Source organism: Halomonas sp. SIMBA_159, from assembly GCF_046536035.1.
Taxonomy (GTDB): Bacteria; Pseudomonadota; Gammaproteobacteria; order Pseudomonadales; family Halomonadaceae; genus Vreelandella; species Vreelandella venusta_A.
The window spans coordinates 17,261-43,277 of the sequence record NZ_JAWJBT010000017.1 but is presented as its reverse complement, the minus strand read 5'-3'; the positions used below and the strand labels follow the sequence as shown (position 1 = coordinate 43,277).

Here is a 26,017-nt window from a genome sequence, read left to right as displayed (position 1 = left end):
CTTCATTACTCAGCTTGGCTGCCCGGCCGCGCCCGGCGCATTGCCAAGCTGAGCAGAATCACCGGTAAAATCCCCACCACTACAATGGTGAGCGATGCGGTAGACGCCTCTGCCAAGCGCTCATCAGACGCCAAGCTGTGAGCGCGCACCGCCAGCGTGTCGAAGTTAAACGGCCGCAGAATAATCGTGGCGGGCAGCTCCTTCATTACATCCACAAATACCAGAATTCCGGCAGCCAGCAGGCTGCTGCGCATCAGCGGCGTATGAATGCGGCGCAGCGTGCCGCCGGCGGTTTGCCCTAGGGTGCGCGAGGCTGCGTCCATGCTCGGCGTTACCTTGCCCAGGCTCGCCTCGACGGCGTTAAACGACACCGCCAGGAAGCGCACCACATAGGCATAAATCAAAATAAACGCCGTGCCGCTAAACACCAGGCCAATGATCTTATCGTAATGGGCATGAAGCCAAGTGTTGAGCGCGTTATCCAGCCAGGCAAACGGAATCAAAATGCCCACGGCCACCACCGATCCGGGGATGGCGTATCCCATGGCCGCAATGCGGGTAAACAACCGCGCACTGGGAGAATTGTGCAGCCGCACGCCGTAGCTCAGCAGCACTGCCAGCCCTACGGCAATCAGCGCGGCCACCGTGGCAAGGCTCAGACTGTTGATCGCAAAGCCGACAAAGCGCGTGCCAAACAGGCTGTCGCCGGTGGTAATCGCCATTTCCAGCAGAATGCCGCTGGGCAGTAAAAAGCCAACGGTAATGGGCAGCAGGCAGGCCAGCGTTGCGCCCACCGCGTGCCAGCCGTGCAGGCGATACTCCGGCAGCTGCTGATAGCGGTTGGTGGTATGGAAGTAGCGACGCTTACCCCGCGACCAGCGCTCCAGTAGCACAAAGGCAATCACGAAGGTGAGTAAGCAGGCGGCCAGCTGGGCCGCAGCAATTGGCTCGCCTAGGCCAAACCAGGTGCGGTAAATACCCGTGGTAAAGGTATCCACCCCAAAAAACTGCACCGCGCCAAACTCATTGAGCGTTTCCATCAGCACCAGCGAGACGCCGCCCACCAGCGCCGGGCGTGCCAGCGGCAGCGCCACGCTGGCAAATAGCCGCCAAGGGCCGCGCCCTAGCGTGCGGCCAACATCCAATACGCACACCGACTGCTCTAAGAAGGAAGCGCGGGCCAGCAGGTATACATAGGGGTAAAGCACGAAGGTGATCAGCGTGGCAGCGCCCCCCAACGAGCGTACATTGGGGAAGTAGTAGTCGCCGACCTGCCAGTTAAACCACTCCCGCAGCAGGCTTTGTAGCGGCCCCGCCACCTGCAGGAAATCAGTGTAGGCATAGGCGATGACGTAAGTCGGCACAGCCAACGGCAGTAGTAGCGCCCACTCAAACAAGCGCTTACCGGGAAAGCGGCACATCACCACCAGCCAAGCCGTCCCGGTGCCAATCACCAGCGTCCCTAACCCTACCCATAGCACCAACCAAAATGTATTCGATAGATAGCGCGGCAAAACGGTGGTGGCGAGGTGCTCCCACACGCCCTCAGTGGGCATCACGATATGGCCGAGCACCACCAGAATGGGCAGGGCGACCACCAAAGCAATGAAAAACAGGGCAATTGACCAAGGGTTAAGCGACAGCGTAAAGCGTGAAGCAAAACCTGAAAGCAGAGCCGATGGTGACCGGCGAGCAGGCGTAGACACGTCGTTGTCTCCTTGGACGAGGGGCAGCGTGGCTCGTCAATGCGAAAAAATAGCGGGTGCAAATAGTATCACTTGCGCCAGTAGGGTGCAGCTAACCCTCAGACGATTAAAAAACCCTGCCGAAGGGCAGGGTTCGTTGTGACAGGCGCTATACGACAGACAGCGAGCGGTTAGTGTGCAGTCCAGCCGCCATCGACCATTAGCGCGCTGCCCGTGACCAAGGCGGACGCAGGAGAAGCTAAAAACACCACCGGGCCCATCAGGTCTTCAATCTGGCCTAATCGCCCTAAGGGGATGTTAGCCAGCACACGCTCCCTAAAGCCGGGCTCTTCAAAGAAGGGCTTCGTCATGGGGGTTTCGATAAAGGTCGGGCACAAGGTGTTTACGCGAATTTCCCTTGGGCCTAGCTCCACTGCCATGGCTTTTGTCATCCCTTCTACGGCGGCTTTAGACGCACAGTAGAGGCTGCGGTTGATCGCCCCCACATGGCCCATTTGCGATGAGGTATTGATCACGCTGCCGCCCGCAGGCATATGCTTCACCACGGCTTGGGTGATGAAATACGTAGCACGGACATTGAGATCCATGACCGCTGCATAGTCATCGTCGGTGATCTCGTTGAGCGGTTTGGGCCGGTTAGTGCCCGCATTATTGACCAGAATATCGAACGCTTGTCCTGCTATCGCTTTTTGCAGTGCGTCGTGGTCGCTGACATCCAAGGCAAGCCCTTTGGCCTGTAAGCCAGCCGCACGCAGGGCGCTGACAGCACTATTTAACGTCTCTTCATTGCGTGCTACCAAAGTGACACACGCACCCGCCTGAGCGAGCGCGCAGGCGCAAGCAAAGCCAATACCTTGGCTTGCGCCGGTGACCAGCGCGCGCTTTCCGGTTAACTGCAGGCTGGGCGTGCGCGGTAGGTTCATGCATCCACCGCTGAGGCGTAAGGAACGTCTCGCTTACCATAGCGGCGTACCCGCTCGTTGGCCTGTTCAGCGTGGCCTGCAAACCCTTCCAGGGTGCATAGCCGTGAGCAGTAGCTGCCAATCTCAGCTGAGGCTTCGTCGGTTAATACGCGTTGGTAAGTGCAGGTTTTTAAGAATTTACCGACCCACAGGCCGCCGGTATAGCGCGCCGCTTTTTTCGTTGGCAGAGTGTGATTAGTGCCGATGACCTTGTCGCCGTAAGCAACGTTGGTGCGCGGGCCAAGGAACAGCGCCCCATAGTTGGTCATGTTGTTAAGGTAAAAGTCTGGGTCTTCTGTCATCACCTGCACGTGCTCGTAGGCCATGTCGTTGGCGACTTGCAGCATTTCGTCATGGCTGTCGCAGACAATAATTTCCCCGTGGGTTTCCCACGCTTGGCGCGCAATCTCGGCGGTGGGCAGTTTTTGTAGCAGTTCTTCAATGGCCGCTAAGGTGTCCTGTGCCAGTTTTTCAGAGTTGGTGAGTAGCGCCGCAGGAGAGGTGGGGCCGTGTTCCGCTTGCCCCAGTAAGTCGGTCGCACACAGCAGGCCGTCGACGCTCTCATCGGCAATTACCAGCGTTTCGGTGGGGCCTGCAAATAGGTCAATACCCACACGGCCATATAGCTGGCGCTTAGCTTCGGCAACAAACGCGTTGCCTGGGCCTACCAGCATATCGACCGGCTCGATGGTGTCGGTGCCAATGGCCATCGCGCCAACGGCCTGCACGCCGCCCAGAACTAAGATTTCATCGGCACCGGCCAAATGCATAGCCGCCACAATCGCAGGGTGCGGTTTTCCCTTATAAGGCGGGGCTGCCGCAATGACGCGCTTCACACCGGCGATTTTTGCCGTCAGAACGCTCATATGGGCTGATGCCACCATGGGGTAAGCACCGCCAGGGATGTAGCAGCCCACTGCGTTGATCGGCACATGTTTGTGGCCAAGGATGACGCCTGGGCGGGTCTCAATTTCCACCGGCTGCATGGAGGCCAGCTGGGCTTCTGCAAAACGGCGGATTTGCGCCTGGGCAAAGCGGATATCTTCCAAATCGCGTTCGACGACTTGGCTCATTGCATGTGCAATATCGGCCTCGCTCAGGCGAAAGCTTTCAGGTGACCAGTGATCAAACTTTTCCGATAGGTCGCGCACGGCTTGGTCGCCGCGGGCTTGAATGTCTGCCAAGTTTTTTTCTACGGTTTCACGTACTTGGCGGTCGGCTTCGGCGCGGGTTTCAACGGAGGCACCGGCTTTGAGGTGGCGAATCATAAACGCTCCTTATTGGTATTGTGGTGGTCGCAGGAATGTGAAGGAATCACGGCCAGCATTGTTATGAGAACATCGTTTGGACGCTGGCATTGCGTAAGGCTAGGCGCTGTTGCATACGAATGCAAATGCTTTGTTGCCGTGCTATGTTGAGATGCGATAACGCGTGCTGAGCGGGCCGTTATCGTGAGGGGTAAAACGCTGCTCATAACATGCTAACAACAAAGGCGGGACGAATAATGGCGACTCAAGTGGCAGTGGTAGGGGCTGGGTTAATTGGTCGTGCGTGGGCGATTGTGTTTGCGCGGGCCGGCTTGCCGGTGCGGCTATACGATGTGGATGCCGCGCAGCTTGAAAGTGCGGGTGAGCTGATCGCTGCGTCATTGCAAGACCTGCATCGGGCCGGGTTAGTTGATGAGGAGCCTGCGGCTATTTTGGCGCGTATTGAATGCCAGCCAGACCTGGCGCTTGCCATGGTTGGCGTTGAGTATGTGCAGGAGTGTGGGCCAGAAAATGTAGCGGTCAAGCAGGCGATGTATACCCAGTTAGAAGCCGTGGTGGAGGCGAAGACGATTTTGGCGAGTTCGACATCAGGCATCGTTGCGTCGCGGTTTACGGGCCATTTAACGCATCCAGAGCGCTGTTTGGTGGCTCACCCGGTGAATCCCCCTTACCTAATTCCACTGGTGGAAGTCGCGCCTAGTGACACCACGAGTACCGACACCGTCGAGCGCACCATGGCGCTGATGCATCAGGTGGGGCAAGAGCCCATCCTGGTGGCAAAAGAGGTGCAAGGGTTTATCCTGAACCGTTTGCAGGGGGCGCTGTTGAATGAGGCGCTGCGTTTGTTTCGCGATGGCTATGTTTCCGCAGAAGACCTGGATAAAACCGTGAAGCATGGCCTGGGCCTGCGCTGGTCGTTTATGGGTCCCTTTGAAACAATTGATTTAAATGCGCCTGCCGGTGTGGTCGACTACGCCGCCCGCTATGGCCCGCTGTATCGTGATGTAGACCTTCAGCGTAGCGGCGATAACCCGTGGGAAGACGCCACGTTACAGCGCTTAGACGACGAACGACGCGCGGCGTTGGCCAGCCACCAACTCGCTGAACGCCAGGTGTGGCGTGACCGGCGTTTAATGGCGCTCATGGGCCACAAGCGCCAGCAGCCCGCGTCGTAGCGGCCTGCCTATCACAGAGGTAATCATGAGAAAACGGCCAGTAACCTCCCAGGAAGTGGCTAACCTTGCCGGAGTGTCGCAATCAGCGGTGAGCCGCTGCTTCTCCCCAAACGCGAGTATTGCACCCAAAACGAAGGAGAAAGTGCTGGCCGCTGCTCAGCAGCTCGGCTATCGACCCAATGCGATTGCCCGTTCGCTGATTACCCGCTCATCGCGCACCATTGCGGTGGTGATGTCGCAGTTGGATAACCCTTTTTATGCGCAAATGCTGGAGTACGCATCAAGGCGTTTTCAGCAGCACGGCTATCACCTGCTGCTGTTTATGAGCAGCGATGAGCAGGAAACCGCCAGCGTCATGTCGGATATTCTGCAAAGCCAAGCAGACGGTATCTTAATGTTAGCCGCCACGCTGTCGTCGTCCCTGGCCAAAGAGTGTGTTGCCAGGGGCATTCCGGTGGTGATGATCAATCGCACGGTCGCTTTTGAAGGCGTTAGCCAAGTCGCCAGCGATAACTATCGCGGCGGATATTGGGTGGGCCAACATTTGGTGGAAAGCGGCTTCGAGCGCATTGCATTTTTGGCAGGGTTGGCAGACTCCTCCACCAGTAGCCAGCGGCGGCAGGGTTTTCTAGATGCACTTACCGAGCACGGTGTGGCCTGTTGGGCGGAAGCAGTCGGCGACTATAACTTCGCTACCGCACAAGCCGCCACGCGAGCGCTCTTTAAAGCAGACATTTATCCCGATGCGGTGTTTGCGGCCAACGATCATATGGCCATTGCGGTGATCGATACCTTGAAGGCCGAGCTAGGTTTGCAGGTTCCCAATGAGGTGGCGGTGGTGGGGTTTGATAACATTCCGGTCGCCGCGTGGCCCAGCTATCAGCTCACCACCGTGCAACAGCCTATTGAAGCCATGGTCGACGAAGCCACCGCGTTACTGCTGGGGCAAATTGCCAGCGGGCAGGTGACCGGCGAACGCAAAGTGCTGCCGGTGACGCCCATTGTACGAGACAGTGCCCGCTCGCAGCGTTGAGTGATTCACCAACCCGAAACGAACACGCCGCCTTGTGAGAACAAGGCGGCGTGTAAAGAGGCTGCGTTAGCGATGGTTAGCCTAACAGCATACTGGGTAGCCCTGTGATCAGAGCAGGGAAGATCGACATCAGGATGCACGCGACGATAATGATCGCGACAAACGGTATGACTGCTTTATAGAGGTCAACGATCTCCACCCCTGGCGGGGCGACCCCTTTCAGATAGAACAGTGCATAGCCAAACGGCGGCGTGAGGAAGGAGGTCTGCAGCACCACCGCAACCATTACCACGAACCACAGCACGTCAACGCCCATCTGAGCAATGATCGGCAGCATAATCGGGAAGCTCAGCAGCACGATGCCGGTCCAATCCAGGAACATACCCAGAATAAAGACCAGGAACAGCATCAGCAGCAGCGCACCAAAGGTGCCGCCCGGCATGGCGAGTACAAAGTCACTGATCACGGTCATGCCGCCGCCAATCGAGAACACGCCGGTAAATGCCGTTGCCCCCACCAGTACCAACATCACCATGGTCGTGGTTTTGCCCGCTTCGATGAGCGTGTTGTAGCAGGTTGAGAGCTTGCGGTCGCCAAAGATTAAAAACAGCACAAACGCGATAAACACGCCAATTGCGGATGCTTCCGTGGCGGTGGCAATGCCGGTAAAGAGTGCGCCCAGTACGCCCAAAATCAGCGACATCGGCGGCACCACGTACTTGCCCAGCATAATGAGCAGCTCTTTGGTGCTGACTTCCGCGCGCTCCTCTTTCGGCACTTTGGGGCCGTAGCTGGGTTTCAGCCAGCAGATAAGCACCACATACAGCGCGTACATCACGCCTAACAGTAGGCCGGGGATTAACGCACCAGCAAACAGCGCACCCACGGACACAGGCGAGTAGCTGGCCATCAGAATCAGCATAATGCTGGGCGGAATCAGAATGCCCAGGCAGCCGCTGGCCATAATGACACCCGCGCTTAGCTCTTTGTTGTAGCCGTACTTAAGCATGGGCACCATGGCGATCATGCCCATCACGGCAATAGAGGCCCCGACGATGCCGGTGGTGGCGGCCAGCAGTACAGAAACAACAACGACGGTTAAGGCGAGGCCGCCGCGCACGTTCGCCAGCAGCAAACGCATGGCGTCAAACATCTTTTCTGTCACGCCAGAGTCGTTGAGAAAACGTGCCATCAAAATAAACAGCGGAATGGCGACCAGTACATAGTTATCCATGGCGTTGCCATAGACGTTGTTAATAATAATGCCCAGGGTATTAATGCCAGGACCGAGGTAGGCACCAATCACCGCCATACCGCCCAGCACGAACGCCAGCGGATGGCCCATAAATAGGCCCACTAGCAGCCCACCAAACATTACTAGCGTTAGCAGTTCGGCACTCATGCGGATTTCTCCTCACGCAGCTGCATGATGGCGCGCAGCACGATGGCAACCGCCTGTAGCAAAATAAGCACTGCTGCCACGACGATAACGCCTTTTACCGGATAAACAGGAATTGAAACCATGCCGTAAGTCGTTTCACCACGGGAAAAAGAGCGCTCAAAGAAGCTCCAGCCGTAGGTGAGCAACAGCCAAATAAACGGAACGAAGAAGACGAGGTATCCAATCACTTCAAACACAGCCTGTTTCTTGCGAGATAACAGACGCTTCACTACGTCGACCTCGACGTGAGCGTGGTGGCGCAGCCCGTAAGCGGCCATCAGCATAAAGTGAGCACCAAACAGCATTTTGGTGACGTCAAACGCCCAGTCGCTGGGGCGGCCAAAGAAAAAACGTGAGGCAATGTCGTACAGAACAATCAGGGTAATGATGGCAATTAACGGTGCGACTATACGGCCAAACAGCTCGTTAAATGCATCGATCGCCTTGGCAATCGCGTTCATGGAAGATCTCCGCAGTCAGCACAAAAAACCGCCCCGGTCCCCCGGGGCGGCACAGAAGCGCCTTATAGGCAGGCTTCGATCTCTTCCAGTGAGGGCAGGCTCTCCATGGTACGGCTCATGTTGAAGGGAGCCGACACGTCACGCCATTGTGCGTAGTCTTCAAGGTAGGTCACCATGGAATGGTATACCTTGGCGTGGTCTGGGTTTTCACAGGCACCGCGCACGATCACTTCGTTAGTGATCTCTTGGATACGCGCCAAGTCTTCGTCAGAGAACTGATTGATGGTAACGCCAGCATCAATAAATTTCTGGGTAGCGTCTGTGGATTCGCGCTCAGACCAAGCCAGTGACCATGCCATGGTGGCGTCAGCCGCAATTCTCAGCTTCTGTTGAGTCTCTTCTGACAGCGCATTCCACGCATCCAGGTTGATCATGACGCCGAATACGCTAGCGGACTGGTGCCAGCCTGGGGTGGCCCAGTACTCGGCTACTTCGGCAAAGCCTGCATTGAAGTCAACGCCGGGGGTGGAGAATTCACCCGCGTCAATCACGCCGCGCTCAATGGCTTGGTACACTTCGCCACCGGCCAGCGTAACCTGTGAACCGCCTAGCTCTTCAAGCACGCGACCTTGGTCACGGCCAGAAAGACGCAGGCGCTTGCCTTCCAGGTCCGCAATGCTCTCAATCGGCGTGCGGCCCATAAAGCCTGACTCGTTATTCAGAGCGGCGTAGGGCAGGTACATCATGTTGTACTGGCCATAGATTTCTTCATAGAGTTCACGGCCGCCCCACTGCTGAATCCAGTTGATATAGTCAACTGCGTTAAACAGGCTGGTCGTTGTGGCCAGCGGCGAGAACGCTGGGTTCAGGCCCGCCCAGTAGCCAGGCCAGTCACCCGCGGCTTGAATCGCACCGGTTTCGGTGGCATCAAACACTTCGGTGCCAGGCATCAGCGTGCCGCCTGCACGGAAATTGATCTGCACTTCGTCACCGGCCAGCTGGTTGACCAGCTCGGCCCAGTGCTGGTCAATCTTGATCAGATCCAAGTTCTCCGGCCAAGTGGTGGTCATGGTCCACTGCTCTTGGGCTTGGGCGGTAGACGTGAGGGCGGCGAAAGCGACGCCAGCGGCAAGGCTGGTCAATGCGAATTTTGTGATCTTTTTCATTGTGTGTTTCCTGGTACTTTGGCGGTTAGCGTTATTAGTGTTGGAGACCTGAAAGCAGGAAAGTACAGCGAGCAGGCTGACGTTTACGTAAAGTAAAACAACGCTGCGCTGCATCGCTAAGCTAGCACACTCCACCCGCTGCAACGCAATATCAGTAATTCTAGGAAGTTAACGCGGAAAAAGTCGGCGTTTTATTTTAAAAATTATATATAAAACATTGGTTTATTGAGATGTCGTGCGTTTTTTTATGGCCGCTAAAGGGTGAGAAAACGTTGAAAAGTGCGGCTTTGTTAAACCAAAGTTGTAAGAGAATTCTTGCCTGAGGAGCTGCCATGGGTGGGTCATACCACGCCGAGTCTATCCCAGAGCCCTGCGCTGCTGTCGCACAGCAGACGGCGTTGCTCACTCATTATTCCACTCGCCTTAAACGGCGTGGTTGGCGTGGATTAGTGTGGCTTGAAGGCTCGCCTGAACAGGCTCGCCAGCAGGCGCTGGCGCTGTGGCAGGCCGCTGGCTGGCAGGCACCGCTGTGGGTAGGCGACACCCAGCAGGCCCTCGTATCGCCAAGCTTACCAAGCCGTAAAGCGCGCACGCGTTTAGGGGCAGAACATCAATTGATCGTTTTTGATGCCAGCGGCCACCAGGGATTGGACCCTGATGCGCTGGGGGCGCTGGCAGGCACCGTCAGTGCAGGTGGTCTCTTGGTACTGGTGACGCCTGATGCCTGGGGTAGCCAGCCCGACCCCGACTATGCTCGCTTTGCCGATTACCCTTGGCAGTGGGAAGCGCTCAGCGCGCACTATTTAGCGCGGCTGGCCTGTCAGTTGGGCGAGTCTAACGCCGTGATCCGCTGGCCCGTTGGTGGTGCGTTATGGCTACCCGCGTTGAGCAAACGGCAAGCAGCCGCCGCGCACTGGAACGATGCTGACTGCCTCACTTTAGACCAGGCCAGCGCAGTGAGCGCGCTGGTCAAGCTCAAACGCCGCCGCCCGCTGGTGGTGACTGCCGACCGCGGCCGAGGCAAAAGTGCCGCTTTGGGCATAGCCTGCGCGCGGCTACTGCAGCAAAGCGGTGACGTAGAGCTCCTGCTTACGGCCCCTCGGCTTAGCGCAGTGGAGAGCGTCTTTAGCCGAGTGGCGGCGCTGTGCCCTGAGGTGACGCAGCATGGCCCCGCCGAGGTGTCGCTTCCCAACGGCAGCCGGCTGCGCTTTTTGCCGCCGGATGTACTGATAGAACAGATAGAGCAGGGCACGCTAGGAGGCAGCGGTAGTATGCTGCTGGTGGATGAAGCCGCCGCCATTCCGGCGTCGTTGCTGGCCCGCTGGCTGGTGGCCTTTCCGCGCATTGCGTTTGCCACGACGGTGCATGGCTACGAAGGCTCGGGGCGCGGCTTTGCGCTACGTTTTCGCGATGTATTGGACCGCCAAGCGCCCCAGTGGCGTGAATTGACGCTGCAAACGCCAATACGCTGGTCAGCCGGTGACCCGCTGGAAGCCGTCATTCAGCACCTGCTTTTACTCGATGCACCGCTGCCCAAAGCAGAGGCACACCCGGGCGAGCGGCTTCCCAGCATGGTGCTTAGCCAAGCGCAGCTAGCGGAGCGGGGGACTTTGCTGGAACAGCTGTTTGGCCTGCTGGTGCAGTCCCACTACCGCACCACGCCGAGTGATTTACGCCAACTGCTGGATGGCCCCGGCACGGCGCTGCGCATGATGCTAGGCAGCGATGGGGCTGACCCCCAAGCGGTACTGGTCACGCGAGAGGAGGGCGGCTTTGATGCCGCGCTTGCTGAGCAGGTAGCGCGAGGCGAGCGCAGACCTCAGGGGCATTTGTTGGCGCAGTCGCTGGCGGCGCATTGCGGCAGCCGTGAGGCGCTAACCGCCCGCTGGCGGCGGGTGGCGCGCATTGCTGCCCACCCACAGCGCCGTCGCGAAGGGCTGGGGCGGCAGCTGCTGGAAGAGGATATCGCTAGCGCTGCTCAGCAAGGCATTGCCCTGTATGGGGCTACTTTTGGGGCTGAGGCAGGGTTGCTCCAATTTTGGCTGGCGCTGGGGTTTGTGCCGGTGCGTTTAGGCATTACCCGAGAGGCCGCCACTGGTGAATACGCCGTGATGGTCGCCAAAGCGCTCAACCAAGAGGGTCAGTCGGTGCTCGGTGAATTAACCGCAGGCTTTGCCGCTTCGCTACCCGGCCTGTTGGCGTTTGAGTTGGCAACACTGCCCGCTCCGGTGGTGGCGCTGTTGCTCACCTCGCTCCCCGGGCAGCCGCTTAGCGCAGCCGAGCACCAAGCCATTCACGATGTCGCCTATGCCCGCCGCGACCCCGCCCTGGCTCGTCCGGCGCTACAGGCGCTGGCGCGAAAAGCCAGCCAGCAGCCGCTAGGCGAGGCCCAGCAGGCGCATCAGCAGCTCGCTGCTTGGGCCTACCAAAATCAGCCGTTAGCGAAGGCTCAAAAAGAGGCCGTACAACGCTTACGTCAGGCTGTGCAGCAGGTGATCGAAGCATGCGCGCTTTTCCCCAGTGAGCCAGAGCGGTAAAGTAAGCCGGTTATCGATAATGAAGAGTTTCCATGAACGCACATCTAGCAGCGCTCGAACCACGCCTTGTATGGCAGCACTTTCGCACCCTGTGTAACACGCCGCGCCCCTCCGGCCATGAAGCCGCCTTGGTGGCGACGTTAGAAGCCTGGGCCGATGCTCAAGGGCTGGCCCACGACCGTGATGCATTCGGCAACCTGCGCATTCGCAAGCCCGCCACGCCCGGCTGTGAAGGCGCGCCGGGTATCGTGCTGCAAGGGCACCTGGATATGGTGGCCCAGGCCAACGCGGGGCATGAGCACGACTTTACCCGTGACCCCATTCGCACCGTGGTCAAAGAGGGCTGGCTTCACGCGGAAGGCACCACGCTGGGCGCAGATAACGGCATGGGCGTAGCGGCCATTTTGGCCGTGCTGGAAGACCCCGAACTGACCCATGGCCCGCTGGAAGCGCTGTTCACCCTGGAGGAAGAGACCTCCATGGGCGGTGCGCTGAATCTTGCCGAAAACTGGTTGGAAGGCTCGCTGCTGCTGAATTTGGATAGCGAAGACCGAGGCGAGGTGTATATCGGCTGTGCGGGCGGCGCGGATGTGGTGGTCGATGCGCAACTGCCCAGCGCTGCCCTGCAGGAGCATGAGCAGCTGCTTTCGCTCTCGCTCACTGGCCTGAAAGGCGGCCACTCGGGCATGGATATCCATAAGCCTTTGGGGAACGCTAACCGCCTGCTGGTGCGCGTGCTGTGGGCACTGGAGGCCTTCGATGCCCGCCTGGTGAGCTACCAGGGTGGCACGCTGCGCAACGCCATTCCCCGTGAAGCCTTTGCCCAGGTAGCGCTGCCCGCCGACGATATGGACGCCGCTCTGGCAACTGTCGAGAAGCTGGCCGCTACTCTCAAAGCCGAGCTAGGCAGCGGTGACAGCAGCCTGGTATTGACCGCCGCCCGTGCCGAACAGGCCGACGCCGAGCCGCTGACCCTGGACGCCAGCGCCATGCTGCTTGCCGCGCTTCATGCCGCCCCCTGCGGCGTCGAGCGCATGAGCGCAGACGTGCCCGGCGTGGTGGAGACCTCCAATAACCTAGGCGTGCTAAGCGTTGAGCAAGGGCGCTTCCACCTCTGCGCTTTAGTGCGTTCACTGCACGACAGCGCTGCCGAGGCAATGGCCGGGCGCTTTCAGGCGCTGTTTGGTCTGATGGGCGCACGGGTAAAAGTCGAGAACGGCTACCCCGGCTGGGCACCCAACCCCGAAAGCCCGCTGCTGGCGACGTTTAAGGCACGCCATGCGGCGCTGATGGGCCACGCGGCCGAGGTGAAAGTGATCCACGCTGGGCTTGAGTGCGGCATTTTAGGCAGCAAATACCCCCACCTGGATATGATTTCCTTTGGCCCGCTGATTCGCGGCGCGCACTCCCCGGATGAGCGAGTGGAAATAGCGTCTGTGGCGGAGTTCTGGGCCATGCTGCGCGATCTGGTGGAAGCGCTGGCGAAGTAAACATGCCACTCACCCGCAACAATAAAAACGGCACCGAGGTGCCGTTTTTATTCACTACCTGTTAACCAGGGCTGTTTAACGCACTTATTTACCTAAATAGGCGTTAAGCATCCACACGGTTTTTTCCTGCTCGCGGATGTAGTCGCCCGCTTGGGCCGCAGTGCCTTCATCATCGGCGTCAGAAGCCAAAGAGAGCAGCTCGCGCTGTAGCTCAATCAGCGTTTGGTAGCCGGTAAGAACTCCCTTCACGCAGGTTTTACCATCGTGAACGTCTTTGTCTTCCTGAATGCTCGATAGCTTCACGTAATCGCTGTAGGCGTGTACCGGCTTATGCCCCAGGGTAAGAATACGTTCGGCCACTTCGTCTACTTTGGTCAGCAGGTCAGTGTAGAACTCCTCAAACTTGGCGTGCAGTTCAAAGAAATCGTTGCCCTTCACGTTCCAGTGGTAGCCACGCACATTCATGTAAAAAATCTGATAGTTGGCCAGCAGGTGATTGAGTTTCTCTGCCAGCTGGCTGGCGCTGCCTTCGTGTAGGCCAATGCTGTTCATATCATCCATTGTGTGCTCCTCCATGGTTGGAGCCGCGCTGAAAAAGTACGGCCATCAAATCGTTTGATCTAGCTTAGGACGCTGTGCTTGCGATGCAAAACAGGTTTTTTGCATCGCAGCTATGGCGCCCTACCATTAGAGCGGTGAGCTGGCGACGGCTGACTCATCGCTGATGAATAAAGAGATGTAGGCGCAGGCGCGTCATTTCAAGGGGCTTATCTTCAAGGCTCGCTTAAAAACATGCTCAGCGGCTTGCCAGCCACAGGCGTGCGATGCTTTCGCAGCGGTCTGCCAGAAGCTCTGCCGTACGGGGTAGCGCCTGTTCTAATGTCATAAGGCCATCGGCCAGCGCAAAGGCGGCGGTAACGCCCTCTTCCGTGCAGGCTTGCCAGCCGTCGCCCAGGCTACCCGCGAGCACAATCACCGGCTTGCCCTGGCGTTTAGCGGCGCGGGAGACGCCAATCGGCGTTTTGCCCGCCAAGCTCTGGCCATCTAGGCGGCCCTCGCCAGTAATCACTAAATCTGCATCGTTGAGCCATTGGGCAAAATTCGCCTGCTGCATAATCATCTCAATGCCCGGCGTTAGCGTCGCGTTCAAAAAGCAGTGCGCCGCAAACCCCATGCCGCCTGCCGCCCCCGCCCCTGGCAGCCCTCGATCATCGCTGCCCCGCGCTTTGGCAGTGAGGTCGGCAAAGTGGCCGAGCGCGCGGTCTAGCGTTGCCACATCGGTGTCTGTCGCGCCCTTTTGTGGGCCGAAGACGGCGCTGGCGCCGCGTTCGCCCAGCAGCGGGTTATCCACATCCACGGCGGCCTCTACGCGTAATTCGGCAAGACGCGGGTCTAACGTTGAGAGATCCAGGGTCGCGAGCTGCTGGAGCGCTGCACCGCCTGGCGGTAGCGGCTGGCCTTTGGCGTCAAGTAGAGTGGCCCCTAATGCTTGGAGCATCCCGGCTCCAGCGTCGTTGGTGGCGCTACCGCCGAGTAGTAGCAGGGCATGGGTAGCCCCGGCGTCAAGGGCGGCGAGGAAGAGTTCGCCCACGCCGAAGGTGGTGGTGTGCAGGGCGTTGCGCTCTTGGCGGGTCAGATGCTGTAGGCCGCTGGCTTCTGCCAGCTCGATAAACGCGGTACGCTGCTCGCTAAGCCAGCCCCAGGCGGCTTGGCGTGGCCGCCCAAGGGCGTCTTGCACCGTGAGCGTGCGGCGCTCGGCATGGGTGGCGGCAATTAAGGCATCTAGGCTGCCTTCGCCGCCGTCCGCCAGGGGGCAGAGGTGTGTGATGGCGTTGGGCGCTGCCCGGTGAATACCTTGTGCCATGGCCTGGGCAGCCTGTTCGGCACTTAGGGAGTCTTTAAAACTGTCTGGGCAAAGCAGTACCTTCATCGCACAACCTCCTTAAAACGTTGTCTCAGCGTGTTGTCGTTCTTTTTTATGTCTGTTGGCGAGCTTAGCGCGCTGCTTGGTGACACACCAGCCACGAAGGTAGCGAGAGGATTTATCATGAAGGCCATACCCATTAGCATCACCTGCCTATTGGCGCTTGCGGGATGTCAGACGGTTCCTGACCGGCTGCCCCAAGCGGAGCCTGCGCCTGCGGCGGCTTGCTACTTCCCCACTGGTCAGTCTGCGTCAGATGAAACGCTGAGCGTTTTGACGGATAGCATCGACGTGCTGGAAGCCTGGGGGTTTTCGTTGGAGACCACTGATACTGAACTTGGGCTAGTGAGTGCCTCCCGGGAGCGCGAGCTGATCGGCTACTACGACCGCTATGACTACGACTATGGCAGCGGCAGCGGCTTCCGCCTGTTTGGCGGGTTTGGTATTGGTCGCGGCGTAGGGATTGGCGTGGGTGGCTCCTTCGGCCCAGGTTTTGGCCAGCAGCCCGTTGAAGTAGAGCGGGTATCGCTGCTTGCCCGCGATGGCCATCTGCGCATTTCAAGGGACATTCGCCGCTTTGATCACCTTGGCGACCTGCGAGAGTCCTATAGCGCCAGTAACGATGATTTCTGTGGCCGTTTCCAGGAAGCTTTCTCGTCATCCGTCACGCCGCAGGGGGCATCATGACACCATTCCGCCATATCTCATGGGTAGCGCTCACGCTATGCGCCACGTTATGGCTGGCAGGCTGTGCCACCACGCAACCCCTTGAACCGCGCGAGCTGCGCTATAGCGCGCCAATGGAGCAAACCTTCCGCGAGGCGGTGGCACTGATGATGGAGCAGGGCTATGTGATACGCCACGCTGACTTGACCTTAGGGCGCGCCGAGTCAAGCCTGGCACGCTGGCCCGGTTATCGGATTCAGCTTCAAGTAAGCGAAGCTCAAGGGGGAAGTCTGGTCAGCGTGTCAGCACTGCGCGGTAGCCAGCCGATACCGCCTTATGTGCTAGATCCCTGGCTCGTGGAGTTACAGCGCAAATTAGGAGAATTACCGTGATAAGAGCATGGCCACGGGTATCGGTTCGGCGCACCTGTCAGGCGTTAGTGGCAGGCAGCCTGTTGGCTAGCCATTTAGCCATGGCGCACCCCCACGGCTGGATCGATATGAGCGTGCGGGTCATCACCGATGATAACGGTGTGGCAACCGGGCTGCACCAAACATGGCGGATGGACCCTTTTTATAGTTTGGTTGTGTTTGAGGAGTTGCAGCAGGTACCGGGCGGCAGCATGGAAGAGGGGCTTGACCAGCTCGGCGGAGAAATTCGCGATAATCTGGCGGCCCAACACTACTTTACCGAAGTGCGCATCGGCAGCGAAAAACAGTCCTTTGGTGATGTGACCGAGTACACCGCACTGGAGCGAGGCGGCCGTTTAACGTTTATGTTTATTTTACCGCTGGCCTCACCCCAGCCCCTGAGCGGTCAGGTGCTGGAGTACCAAGTCTTTGACCCCACGTACTACATCGAGATGGTACACGAGGAGGAGGGCGACGAGCCCTCTCCACAGGCGCTGATTCTCAACGGCGAACCTGAGTGCGCGCTAAGCGTACTGCCCGCCGACCCAGACCCAGAGCTGGTTATGCAAGCGGCGCTGCTGGATACGGACGAAGAGGGTGAGCCAGGGCTGGGTCGCCACTTTGCGGAAACGGGGCGGGTCGATTGCCGCTAGCGGCCAGCTAGGGCGGTCATGTATAAAGTGTTACTTTATATCTTTTGTGCGGAGGGGAAATGCCGTTAACGGGACGACAGTTGGCCACCGGTGCCCTGGTGCTATTAGGCGTGGCGCTGCTGGTGTGGGCGGTACAGGCGAACTTACAGGGTGTCAGCCTGCAGCTACTTACGTGGCAGCGAGAACTACACCGCAGCCTGACCCTGGCGATTACCGAGTTGTCACGCACGCCTTCCACCGGTACGTGGCTAACGCTGCTTAGCGTGAGCTTCGCCTACGGCGTGTTTCATGCCGCAGGGCCTGGGCATGGAAAAGCGGTGTTGGCCACCTATTTGGCGTCTCATGGTGGCGCGACTCGCCGGGCGCTTGGGCTCTCGTTTGCCGCATCGCTGCTGCAAGGAGCCACTGCCATTGCAATGGTAACGGTGTTAGTGCACGGGCTAGGCTGGGTGACGCGCCAAGCCATGGGCAGCGTGGTATGGGTGGAGCAGGCCAGCTTTCTGCTGGTAGCGCTATTAGGGGCTTGGCTCTGCTGGCGGGCGGTGAAGCAGCTGCGCCACGCCTACGCGACTCGCAATGAGCCCTTAATAGAGCACACGCATGCTCATGACCACAGCCACAGCCACAGCCACGACCATACCCACTGCTGTGGCGGTGCCCATCACCTTGAACCCGAGCAGGCGTTGGATTGGCGTACGGCCTTGATGACCGTCGGGGCGATTGGTATGCGCCCCTGCAGCGGAGCGATCTTGATGCTAGGTGCCGCGAGCCTTTTGGGCCAATTTTACGTGGGGGTCGCGTCGGTGGTGGCGATGTCGCTGGGCACGGGCATTACCGTGTCGATACTGGCCCTGGCGAGTATTGTGGCCCGAGGGTGGGCCACCAAGCGGCTACAAAAGCAGAGCCAGCAGCGGGTCGAAAAAGCCGCTGGCTGGGCTGCACTCACCGGTGGGGCGGTGATTATTGCGCTGGGGATTTCCTTGGCGCTGGCCGGGGCGGCCCAACCTGCCAGCGGCCCGCTACTCAACGAGCCGCCCGCGCGTGGCTCGCTGCTGGGCGGTTAAGTCTAAAGTGCCAGCCCCTCAATTTGCGCTAGCAGCTGTTCCCGTCGCTCTCCCTGCTGGGCGAGTTCGTAAGGCGTGGGAGCGCCATTGCCCCATACTGGCGCAGGCCAGCTGGCGTCATCGGTAAAGCGCACCACTAAATGGATATGTAGCTGGCTGACCACGTTGCCCAGCGTGGCGATATTGAGCTTGTCGCCCTGGAAGGCCTCTTTCATGGCCGCTCCCAGTTGAGTGGCCTCCTGCCAGAGCTGCGCTTGCTCCTCTTGACTGAGTTCAAACACTTCGCTGATCGATGCTACTCTGGGCACCAGCACGACCCAGGGGTAGCGGGCGTCATTCATCAACAGCGCGCGGCAGAGCGGAAGATCCGCTAAGGGTAGGGTATCTGCTTCTAAACGTGGGTCGAGTTCAAAGGTTGCCAAGCGGAGCGCTCCTAAGCCAAACGGTTTGGCAAGCATCATAGCAGGCAGCGGATAACTCAGCGAAAACAGGCGAAATTATTAAAATCTGTTACGCTGAAAACACTCCCAGGCGGTAAGGCTGCCGCCGGAGCTTCCCGATGTTGAATGATTTGTTATGGAGAACACGATGAAAAAATTATTGGCGACGAGCTTTATTCTACTCATCACTGTGGGTGCTCTAGCGGGCTGCAACACCATTGCAGGGGCAGGACAAGACGTTGAAGAGGGCGGCCAAGCAGTACAGGATGCTGCGAGCTAAGCTTCGGTCTAACGGTTTGTTGTGCAATGTGCGGGCTAGGCAGCAATGCCTGGCCCGCACTGCTATCGAGACAGGGATTTGTGTAGGGAGGTAAATAATGACGCCAGGAAAGCTTTGGATGACCACCACGCAGCGCCATATAAAAGGTCTGGGCAGTGCGCTGGCCGTGATGCTGCTAGCCGGGTGTAGCAGCGCGCCCCATGAGTCCGCCGCGCCTAAGCCGCCGACGGTTGATCAAACCACGCCAACCAGCCAAACATGCGATGCCAGCGCCGTGCAGTACGCGATTGGTGCGCCCTTTGACGAGGCCAACGTGGCGACGCTAGAAGAGCAGAGCGGCGCTCGTCAGGTGCGTGTGCTGCGCCCCGGCAGCGCCGCGACCATGGACTACCGTGACGATCGGCTCAATATTCACTTGGAAAGCAACGACATGATTGAGGCGCTGCGCTGCGGCTAACGCAAAATCAGCCACACGCAGGCAGCGGTGAGCACGCCCATGGTGATGTTAAACCCGCGCCATGCCCGGTCGCTTTTAATCCACTGCCCGATAGCGCTGCCAAACGCGGCCCATAGGGCAATGCAGGGCAGTGCCACCAGCTCCGCAAACCCGGCCAGCACCAAGGCATTAATGACCGGCTGGCCGCTTTCCGGTAGAAAACCTGCCATCAGCGCCAGCCCCATCACCCACGCTTTTGGGTTAGCGAACTGGAACATGGCCGCCTGCCAAAATGTCAGCGGCACCCCATGCTGGCTACCGTGTAAATTGGGCGGCGGTGCGGTGGCGATTTTCCAGGCAAGGTAGAGCAAATAAGCACTCCCTACCCAGCGCAGCGTGGTTTGCACCACTGGGAAGCGTTCAAACAATACGCCTAACCCCAGCGCAATGCCGGCAAACAGTAAAAAGCAGCCTCCTAAAATCCCCCACATATGCGGCATGGTGCGCCGAAAGCCAAAGTTAGCCCCCGATGCGGTAAGCATGATGTTATTGGGCCCAGGGGTGAGCGTCATCGACATCATATAGAGCGCGGCAGGGCCAAGGATTAGCCATTCACTGTTCATTTTTTGTATCCATACAATTTTGATGATTGAGTTGTTAGTGGGCGTTTTTGTTAGCATAATGTGGCTAATTTTCACGTCAAAGGTTTTATTGTCACCATGACAATTTGGGTGCCTACGCTTGAACACATAACCGGACCGCGCTATCGGGCGATTGCCCAGGCGATTGGTGATGCCATTACCAGCGGTGAATTAGCGCCAGATGACAAGCTGCCGCCCCAGCGACGATTGGCGGATGCGTTAGGCGTCACCGTTGGCACGGTCACCCGTGGCTATGCCGAAGCAGAGCATCGCGGCTGGTTGAGCGCCCGGGTAGGCAGCGGCACCTACGTGAAACAGCGCGGGCCAGCCCGTGTGTTTGGCGGTCAGCCCGCCACGCAAGCCGATGACGACACGATTGATTTAAGCCTCAGCCTACCGCCGCCCCACCCCCTGCGAGAGCAGGCGATGAGCACGGCACTGAGTGCGCTAAGCACCTCGGCGGATGCGCTCAGGCGCAGCGTGGCTTACTCAAGCTCTCAGGGCAGCGACCACCACCGCGCTTATCTCTCCCAGTGGCTCACGCAGTTAGGCATGACCCTGAGTGCTGACGAACTGCTGATTACTCAAGGCGGGCAGCACGGCATTAGCCTGGCGTTCGGCACGCTTTTGCGCCCGGGGGAGCTGGTCGCCGCCGATGCGCTGACGTACCCAGGGGCGATTAGCGCAGCCCAGCAGGCGCATCTCAAGGTGGTCGCCATTCCCTTTGATCAGGATGGGATGTGTATGGAGGCGCTAGAGGCGCAGTGCGCCCGCCAGCCGCCCCGCTTGATTTACCTCACCCCCGATCAAAACAACCCCACCGGCCTCTGCCTGAGCGAAGCGCGCCGGGAGCAGCTCGTGGCTTTAGCGAGGCGCTACGATATATGGCTGCTGGAGGATGGCGTGCAGTACCTACCCGTTGAGCATCGCGGCACACCGCTGTATGAGCTGGCGCCAGAGCGAACCTTGTTTGTGTTTAGCTCGGCGAAAGTGCTGGCAGGCGGGCTGCGTATGGGCGTGCTGCGCGCGCCGCCTGCGCTGTTGGAGCGGCTGGCGGCGGCATTGAGGGCGCAAAGTTGGATGGTGCCACCGCTGATGGTGGATTTGGTCTGCCACTGGGTGAGCCAGCCCACCGCACATGAGCTGCTGGCGTGGCAAACCCAGGAGCTGGCAGCGCGGCAGCAGATCGTGACGGACTATCTGGCGGGCTATTCGCTGAGCCGCCAGCCTAACGGCAGCAACGTATGGCTAACGCTGCCCGATGGCGTACGGGCGCTAGAACTGTGCGAGCGGCTCAATCAGCAGGGCGTTAAAGTGACCAGCGCGGAACCCTTCTGCGTGGGCAGCGCCCCCGCACCCCAGGCGGTGCGAATTTGCATCGGGGCCGCTGCCGACCAAACGGCGCTCAAGCGTGCGCTGGCGATCCTTCGAGCGAGCCTTGAGCAGCCTCCCTTGGCAACCGCAACGGTCTAGTTAGTCGTAGCGGTCTTTCCAGCCTTGGTGGCGTACCTGCTCTTTAAGCATTTCGAGTACGTCGTAAAGCACCTGCTCGGTCACTTTGGCGCTGGTGTCGTCGACGCTAAGCCAGCTGTCGAAGCCGCTTTCAGCCGTGCGCTCCACGAGCTGGCGGAAGGCGGGGGAGTACATGCCTTGGGCCATTTCATCCACCAAGCGCTGGGCCACGTTGCTAATGGATGCCTGCATCGCACTGGACGCGGTTTGCCCCATGGGTAAACGGTGCAGCCGTTGAATTTCCGGGCTCTCCCGTAGCGTGCGGCTCACCAGATCATCAATGGCCGCCATAATGGCGGCGCGATTTTGCTGATATGCCCTGCCTGCCGTGGCTTCTAAGCGTTCGGCAATTTCATGGATCAGCTGGGTTTTACGCGGCATGATCACCCGCTCAATGACGCGCTCGGTGAGCGAGTCGCTGGCAACGATTTGCTGCTGAACATTGCCCAGCAGGCGTAGCGCAATACGGTCAGACAGCTCTTCCAGCAGAATATCGTAGTACTTAGCGAAAAATTGATAGATCGACCAGCGGGTGACGTTAATCAGGCGCAGCCGATGCAAACGGTGCAGGAGCGCTATAACGCGAAACACGCGCAGCCAACGGAACCCGCTGAGGGGAATGCAGCCCAGCACGTCGTACCAGTGCACAAAGGGGTAAAAGAACCAGCGGTGATAGCGTCGCTCGGCAATCGCCACGGCCCAGCCCAGCAGCACATCGGCGATAAAGAAACTGACAAAGACCAAATCAATGGCAATAAATCGGCTGTGAATCGTCGTATCGTAAAAACGGTGAAAACCGGGTGTGATGTTGGCAATCGCTTGGTTGATCGGGCCAATTAGAAACAGCGAGTCAAACAGCAGCAGGCTTAAGTTAATAATAACGGCGGCGAGGATCAGAAAATCCCAGCCGATATGCGCATACTCAACGGCCTTGGGCAGGTGGGGGTAGCGCTGCCTAGTAGGCATGATGACTCCTTGTCGTAGTGGGGAGAGGCGCTTGCTTAGCGTTGATGGTGCTGTTGCTGGGTAAGCTCCTCTTCGCGCTCTGCTTGCTTGCGTAGCTTCTTGCGCAGCGCGGCTTTATCGAAGCGCAACTGCTGAAGCGGGGTCTCTAATGCCAGTGGGGGCACTCGGGCGGGCTTGCCGTCGGCATCCACCGCGACCATGGTGAGATAGCAGCTGTTGGTATGGCGAATCAGCTTCTGGCGGATATCCTCTGCCACTACCTTGATACCAATCTCCATGGAGGAGCGGCCGACATGGTTGACGCTGGCAAGAAAGGTGACCAGCTCTCCCACGTGAATCGGCTGTTTAAACAATACCTGATCCACCGATAGCGTGACCACATAGTGGCCGGAGTAGCGGCTGGCACAGGCGTAGGCCACTTCATCGAGCTTTTTAAGGATAGCACCCCCGTGGACTTTACCGCTGAAGTTGGCCATATCCGGCGTCATCAACACGGTCATGGAGAGCTCATGCTGGCCGGGGAGTGCGCTGTATTCGGAGGAAGTGTCGGACATAAACGTCACCTTAAAAGCGAAAAATGCCCGCCCCTCAGCTAGACATAGCGCTAGACATAGCAAGGGCGGGCGTAGATGTAATGCTTAGAGGCTTAGAACCAAACCAAGCCTACAGAAATAATGATACCGGTGATGAACAGTTGAATGAGACAGAAACCCATAATGTCCTTGGCTTTTAAACCTGCAATCGCCAGCACTGGCAGTGCCCAGAACGGCTGCAGCAGGTTGGTCCAGGCATCACCCCAGGCCACCGCCATGGCCACGCGGGCAATATCGGCACCCAGCGCTTCTGCAGCAGGCAGCATGACCGGCGCCTGTACCGCCCACTGACCGCCACCGGAAGGCACAAACAGGTTCACGATACCGGCACTAATAAACGACCAGAACGGCAGCGAGTTAGCGGTTGCAAACGAGACCAGCCACTCTGACATGCTCTGTGCAAGGCCCGACTGCACCATGATCGCCATAATGCCCGCATAGAAGGGGAACTGAATGACGATACCCGCGCCGCCTTTAATGGCTTCGTTCAGGCTGGTGAGCAGGTTACGGGGCGTGCGGTGCAGCACAATCGCCAGGAACAGGAACATGAAGTTCACCACGTTCAAGTTCAAACCACCGTCGCGCAGCAAGAAGTGATCCAGCAGGAACAGCAGGCCCGGCACGCCCACCAGCAGCGCCAGCGGCATGCTGTTTTCGAGCTTTTCAGCAGGGCGAGTAATACGGCCCACGGGTTCTGGCTCGTCGTCGAGCAGTTTGGGGTCGACGTACACGCTGTCTTTTTCATCGGGCAGCATCATACGGTTGACCAGCGGTACGGCGATAAACAGACACACCACTATGGCCAAGTTGAAGAAGGCAAAAATAGTCGAGCCAGTGCCAATCACACCGATCTGGTCGGCAGAGAAGTGGCCTTCGGTAGCAATCGTCAGCGGCACCGAGCCTGCCAAGCCGCCGTGCCATACCACGAAGCCCGAGTAAGCGCTGGCCACCAGCAGGCGGTAATCAACCTTAATCACACGCGCCAGCTCTTTGGCGAACAGAGCACCGACGACCAGGCCAAAACCCCAGTTGATCCAGCTAGCGGCTAAAGAGACCAGCGTGACGAGGATAATCGCGCCGCCGGGCGACTTCGCAGTGCCGGCAATTTTTTGCAGAATGCGTTTTACCGGTGGCGAGCTTGCCAGCATAAAGCCGGTGACCAGCACGAGCAGCATCTGCATCGAGAAGGTCAGTAAGCCCCAGAAGCCGTCGCCCCACATACGCAGCACAGCCAAGGGCGTTTGGCGCTCCACCGCAATGGCGGCCACAGCGGCAACGAGAGTCAACAATAGAACGAAGATATACGGGTCTGGCAAATAACGCTCGACCAGCTTAACCGCTGGTTTTGATATGAGTTTTAGCATGGAGTGCTCACTTTATTCGTTATTAGGAAGTGCGCGGCTAATATACGGCGGTGCGGCACAATTTTCACCCCTCAACGGCCAACGCGCAGGGCGCTTAGCTTTTGTGCATTTTTATGCATAAGGTTACGTTAGCGCAGTTTTTAGGTCATGCCCGTTGCGGGGTTCAACGCTGCTTAACGAAGAGGAGTCTTGATAGGGGAGTCACGCCAGCGGGTAAGACGGTAGCGGCGGTAGTAGCCAATCAGCACGGCCGAGCGGGTGAGAGTAAAGAGCGTAAACGCCAGCCATAAGCCATGATTGCCAAGCCCTTGGCATAGCCACCAGGTTGGCAGGTAGACTGCAAGGCCTGCAAAAATACTGTTGCGCATCTCGCGTACTGCCGTGGTGCCGATAAACACGCCGTCAAGCAGGTAGCTCCAGACGGCAATCAGCGGCATGACGACCATCCACGGCAAATAGCTGGCGGCGGTGGCGCGTACCTCGCTAAGCCCTGTCAGTAGCGCCACGAGCTGGTTGCCGCCCAGCGCAAAGAGCAGCGCGGCAGCGGCGGAGGTCCAGAAAGAAAACTGTGCCGTGGCCCGCACCGTGGCGGCAAATTCCTGCCAATCACGACGCCCGTAGGCGCGCCCTACCAGCGACTCAGCCGCGTGGGCAAAGCCATCCAAGGCGTAGCTGGTGAGCATAATAAATTGCAGCAGCACGGCATTAGCAGCGAGCACGGTATCGCCCTGACGGGCGCCTTGAGCCGTAAAAAATGCCATGGCAAACAGCAGCCCCAGGGTACGCACGAACAGGTTGGCGTTGACGTTGAACAGCGCTGAGTAAGCCTTGAGTGCCAGCAGCCGTTGGCGTTGAAAGTGGCCTTCAAGATGCCCCAGCTGACGCAACACCAAGTAGCCCCCGAACATCAGCGCGCTGTAGTCGGCGAGCACGCTGGCCAGCGCTACGCCGTTACTGGTCATCCCCAGACCTACCACAAACCATAGGTCGAGCACGATATTGACGCTATTGGTCAGCACTAGAATCATCAACGTGACGCGGGAATTCTGCTGCCCTAAGAACCAGCCCAGTATGGCGTAATTGGCCAGTACGGCAGGGGCAGACCAGAGGCGAATCTCGGCATACTCGCGGGCCAGCGGCGTGGCCTGTACGCTGCCATCTAGAAGCCACAGGCCAAGCGAGATGAGCGGTGTGCCAAACACGATTAATAGTGTGCCGATGACACCTGCCATGATCAGCGACTGGCCTAGCAAGTTGCGCACGTCACTAGTCGACTCGCGCCCTATCGCCTGGGCCACCAGCCCTGTGGTGCCCATACGCAAAAAGCCAAAGCCCCAATAAAGGAAGCTAAATAGGGTGGCACCAAGGGTAACGCCGGCTAAATAGCGGGAGTCGGGCAGGTGCCCGACCACAGCGGTATCTACCAGGCCCAGCAAGGGCACGGTGATATTTGACAAAATGATGGGCCAAGCGAGGGTCCAAATACGCATTCAGAGTAACCTTCGCTTGCAGACGTACAGGCACATCTTAAGTGGGCGAGTTAAGCGGCAGTGATGATGCGGTACTTCTCCATCAGCTGCTCTTGGGTCTCGGGGCGCTCTGGGTCGAGGGGAATACAGTCCACCGGACACACCTGCTGGCACTGAGGCTCGTCGAAGTGGCCGACGCACTCGGTGCACAGATTGGGGTTGATCACGTAAATCTCCTCGCCGGGAGAGATCGCGTCGTTGGGGCATTCCGGTTCGCAGACGTCGCAGTTAATGCATTCGTCGGTGATCATCAGGGCCATGGGCATACCTCACGAATGGCGTGTCACTCGGGTTTTAGAT

At 58.8% G+C, this 26,017-nt stretch carries 26 protein-coding genes; 11 read left to right on the top strand and 15 right to left on the bottom strand.

Annotated features, from left to right (window positions below):
• Positions 1–5: 5 nt before the first annotated feature.
• From R0J87_RS12345 to hisD, 3 genes are all read right to left on the bottom strand, one after another.
• Complete coding sequence (locus R0J87_RS12345; protein ID WP_498886430.1) at positions 6–1,706, bottom strand: ABC transporter permease; 1,701 nt, start codon at positions 1,704–1,706, stop codon at positions 6–8.
• A gap of 170 nt (positions 1,707–1,876) precedes the next feature.
• Positions 1,877–2,629, bottom strand: a complete 753-nt coding sequence (locus tag R0J87_RS12340; RefSeq protein WP_498886429.1) for an SDR family NAD(P)-dependent oxidoreductase — start codon at positions 2,627–2,629, stop codon at positions 1,877–1,879.
• The gene (hisD, locus tag R0J87_RS12335; RefSeq protein ID WP_498886428.1) at positions 2,626–3,936 is read right to left on the bottom strand and encodes a histidinol dehydrogenase; all 1,311 of its coding nucleotides are present in this window, start codon (positions 3,934–3,936) and stop codon (positions 2,626–2,628) included. The genes R0J87_RS12340 and hisD overlap by 4 nt, the downstream gene beginning before the upstream one ends.
• A 236-nt stretch (positions 3,937–4,172) precedes the next feature.
• Between hisD and R0J87_RS12330 the strand changes: the two genes are divergently transcribed.
• Positions 4,173–5,111 (top strand): 3-hydroxyacyl-CoA dehydrogenase, encoded by a 939-nt coding sequence (locus tag R0J87_RS12330; RefSeq protein WP_498886426.1) that lies wholly within the window; start codon positions 4,173–4,175, stop codon positions 5,109–5,111.
• 25 nt (positions 5,112–5,136) lie between these two features.
• Positions 5,137–6,144 (top strand): LacI family DNA-binding transcriptional regulator, encoded by a 1,008-nt coding sequence (locus tag R0J87_RS12325; protein WP_498886425.1) that lies wholly within the window; start codon positions 5,137–5,139, stop codon positions 6,142–6,144.
• A gap of 76 nt (positions 6,145–6,220) precedes the next feature.
• Here the strand turns inward: R0J87_RS12325 and R0J87_RS12320 are convergent, their stop codons facing one another.
• The 3 genes from R0J87_RS12320 to dctP all read right to left on the bottom strand — a co-directional run bounded on the left by R0J87_RS12320 (position 6,221) and on the right by dctP (position 9,212).
• Positions 6,221–7,546, bottom strand: coding sequence for a TRAP transporter large permease (locus tag R0J87_RS12320; protein ID WP_498886423.1), 1,326 nt, complete (start codon positions 7,544–7,546; stop codon positions 6,221–6,223).
• A complete protein-coding gene (locus R0J87_RS12315; RefSeq protein ID WP_083024367.1) occupies positions 7,543–8,046 on the bottom strand; it encodes a TRAP transporter small permease subunit in 504 nt (167 codons plus the stop codon). Before R0J87_RS12315 ends, R0J87_RS12320 begins: the two co-directional genes overlap by 4 nt.
• A 62-nt stretch (positions 8,047–8,108) precedes the next feature.
• Positions 8,109–9,212: a TRAP transporter substrate-binding protein DctP gene (gene dctP, locus R0J87_RS12310; protein WP_253507664.1), complete on the bottom strand. Its 1,104-nt coding sequence runs from the start codon at positions 9,210–9,212 to the stop codon at positions 8,109–8,111.
• 332 nt (positions 9,213–9,544) lie between these two features.
• On the opposite strand from dctP, the gene R0J87_RS12305 reads away from it, so the two are divergent.
• Both R0J87_RS12305 and R0J87_RS12300 read left to right on the top strand, forming a co-directional pair.
• Positions 9,545–11,749 carry a tRNA(Met) cytidine acetyltransferase TmcA gene (locus tag R0J87_RS12305; RefSeq protein ID WP_498886420.1) on the top strand — a complete coding sequence of 735 codons (2,205 nt, stop codon included), beginning with the start codon at positions 9,545–9,547 and terminating at the stop codon, positions 11,747–11,749.
• 32 nt (positions 11,750–11,781) lie between these two features.
• Entirely contained in the window at positions 11,782–13,239 is a 1,458-nt protein-coding gene (locus R0J87_RS12300) for an aminoacyl-histidine dipeptidase (protein ID WP_498886418.1), read from the top strand.
• Between the two features lie 84 nt (positions 13,240–13,323).
• On the opposite strand, the gene R0J87_RS12295 is transcribed toward R0J87_RS12300, so the two are convergent.
• Complete coding sequence (locus R0J87_RS12295) at positions 13,324–13,800, bottom strand: Dps family protein (RefSeq protein WP_083024364.1); 477 nt, start codon at positions 13,798–13,800, stop codon at positions 13,324–13,326.
• A 235-nt stretch (positions 13,801–14,035) separates the two neighbouring features.
• Positions 14,036–15,169: a glycerate kinase gene (locus R0J87_RS12290; RefSeq protein WP_498886416.1), complete on the bottom strand. Its 1,134-nt coding sequence runs from the start codon at positions 15,167–15,169 to the stop codon at positions 14,036–14,038.
• A gap of 117 nt (positions 15,170–15,286) precedes the next feature.
• On the opposite strand from R0J87_RS12290, the gene R0J87_RS12285 reads away from it, so the two are divergent.
• The 4 genes from R0J87_RS12285 to R0J87_RS12270 are packed head-to-tail and all read left to right on the top strand — an operon-like array spanning position 15,287 to position 17,956.
• A complete protein-coding gene (locus R0J87_RS12285; RefSeq protein ID WP_498886414.1) occupies positions 15,287–15,850 on the top strand; it encodes a hypothetical protein in 564 nt (187 codons plus the stop codon).
• Positions 15,847–16,221 (top strand): hypothetical protein, encoded by a 375-nt coding sequence (locus R0J87_RS12280; RefSeq protein WP_498886412.1) that lies wholly within the window; start codon positions 15,847–15,849, stop codon positions 16,219–16,221. The genes R0J87_RS12285 and R0J87_RS12280 overlap by 4 nt, the downstream gene beginning before the upstream one ends.
• 47 nt (positions 16,222–16,268) lie before the next feature.
• On the top strand, positions 16,269–16,892 hold the full coding sequence (locus tag R0J87_RS12275) for a DUF1007 family protein (protein WP_498886564.1): 624 nt from the start codon (positions 16,269–16,271) through the stop codon (positions 16,890–16,892).
• A 59-nt stretch (positions 16,893–16,951) separates the two neighbouring features.
• Positions 16,952–17,956, top strand: a complete 1,005-nt coding sequence (locus R0J87_RS12270; protein ID WP_498886411.1) for a nickel/cobalt transporter — start codon at positions 16,952–16,954, stop codon at positions 17,954–17,956.
• A gap of 2 nt (positions 17,957–17,958) precedes the next feature.
• On the opposite strand, the gene R0J87_RS12265 is transcribed toward R0J87_RS12270, so the two are convergent.
• The gene (locus R0J87_RS12265) at positions 17,959–18,378 is read right to left on the bottom strand and encodes an HIT domain-containing protein (RefSeq protein WP_498886410.1); all 420 of its coding nucleotides are present in this window, start codon (positions 18,376–18,378) and stop codon (positions 17,959–17,961) included.
• A gap of 166 nt (positions 18,379–18,544) precedes the next feature.
• Between R0J87_RS12265 and R0J87_RS12260 the strand changes: the two genes are divergently transcribed.
• Both R0J87_RS12260 and R0J87_RS12255 read left to right on the top strand, forming a co-directional pair.
• Positions 18,545–18,676: an entericidin A/B family lipoprotein gene (locus R0J87_RS12260; protein WP_498886408.1), complete on the top strand. Its 132-nt coding sequence runs from the start codon at positions 18,545–18,547 to the stop codon at positions 18,674–18,676.
• A gap of 97 nt (positions 18,677–18,773) precedes the next feature.
• Complete coding sequence (locus tag R0J87_RS12255; protein ID WP_498886406.1) at positions 18,774–19,133, top strand: I78 family peptidase inhibitor; 360 nt, start codon at positions 18,774–18,776, stop codon at positions 19,131–19,133.
• Here the strand turns inward: R0J87_RS12255 and R0J87_RS12250 are convergent.
• Positions 19,130–19,735 (bottom strand): LysE family translocator, encoded by a 606-nt coding sequence (locus R0J87_RS12250; protein ID WP_253502092.1) that lies wholly within the window; start codon positions 19,733–19,735, stop codon positions 19,130–19,132. The genes R0J87_RS12255 and R0J87_RS12250 overlap by 4 nt on opposite strands.
• 96 nt (positions 19,736–19,831) lie before the next feature.
• Here R0J87_RS12250 and R0J87_RS12245 point away from each other — a divergent pair, with 96 nt between their 5' ends.
• Positions 19,832–21,226 (top strand): aminotransferase-like domain-containing protein, encoded by a 1,395-nt coding sequence (locus R0J87_RS12245; protein WP_498886404.1) that lies wholly within the window; start codon positions 19,832–19,834, stop codon positions 21,224–21,226.
• On the opposite strand, the gene R0J87_RS12240 is transcribed toward R0J87_RS12245, so the two are convergent.
• From R0J87_RS12240 to R0J87_RS12220, 5 genes are all read right to left on the bottom strand, one after another.
• Positions 21,227–22,231: an ion transporter gene (locus tag R0J87_RS12240; RefSeq protein ID WP_498886402.1), complete on the bottom strand. Its 1,005-nt coding sequence runs from the start codon at positions 22,229–22,231 to the stop codon at positions 21,227–21,229.
• A 35-nt stretch (positions 22,232–22,266) separates the two neighbouring features.
• Positions 22,267–22,785 carry an acyl-CoA thioesterase gene (locus tag R0J87_RS12235; RefSeq protein WP_311065380.1) on the bottom strand — a complete coding sequence of 173 codons (519 nt, stop codon included), beginning with the start codon at positions 22,783–22,785 and terminating at the stop codon, positions 22,267–22,269.
• A gap of 92 nt (positions 22,786–22,877) precedes the next feature.
• On the bottom strand, positions 22,878–24,188 hold the full coding sequence (locus tag R0J87_RS12230) for a short-chain fatty acid transporter (RefSeq protein WP_404343479.1): 1,311 nt from the start codon (positions 24,186–24,188) through the stop codon (positions 22,878–22,880).
• Positions 24,189–24,361: 173 nt separating this feature from the next.
• Positions 24,362–25,678, bottom strand: coding sequence for an MATE family efflux transporter (locus R0J87_RS12225; protein WP_498886401.1), 1,317 nt, complete (start codon positions 25,676–25,678; stop codon positions 24,362–24,364).
• A 50-nt stretch (positions 25,679–25,728) separates the two neighbouring features.
• Entirely contained in the window at positions 25,729–25,977 is a 249-nt protein-coding gene (locus R0J87_RS12220; RefSeq protein WP_039182874.1) for a YfhL family 4Fe-4S dicluster ferredoxin, read from the bottom strand.
• Positions 25,978–26,017: the final 40 nt, after the last annotated feature.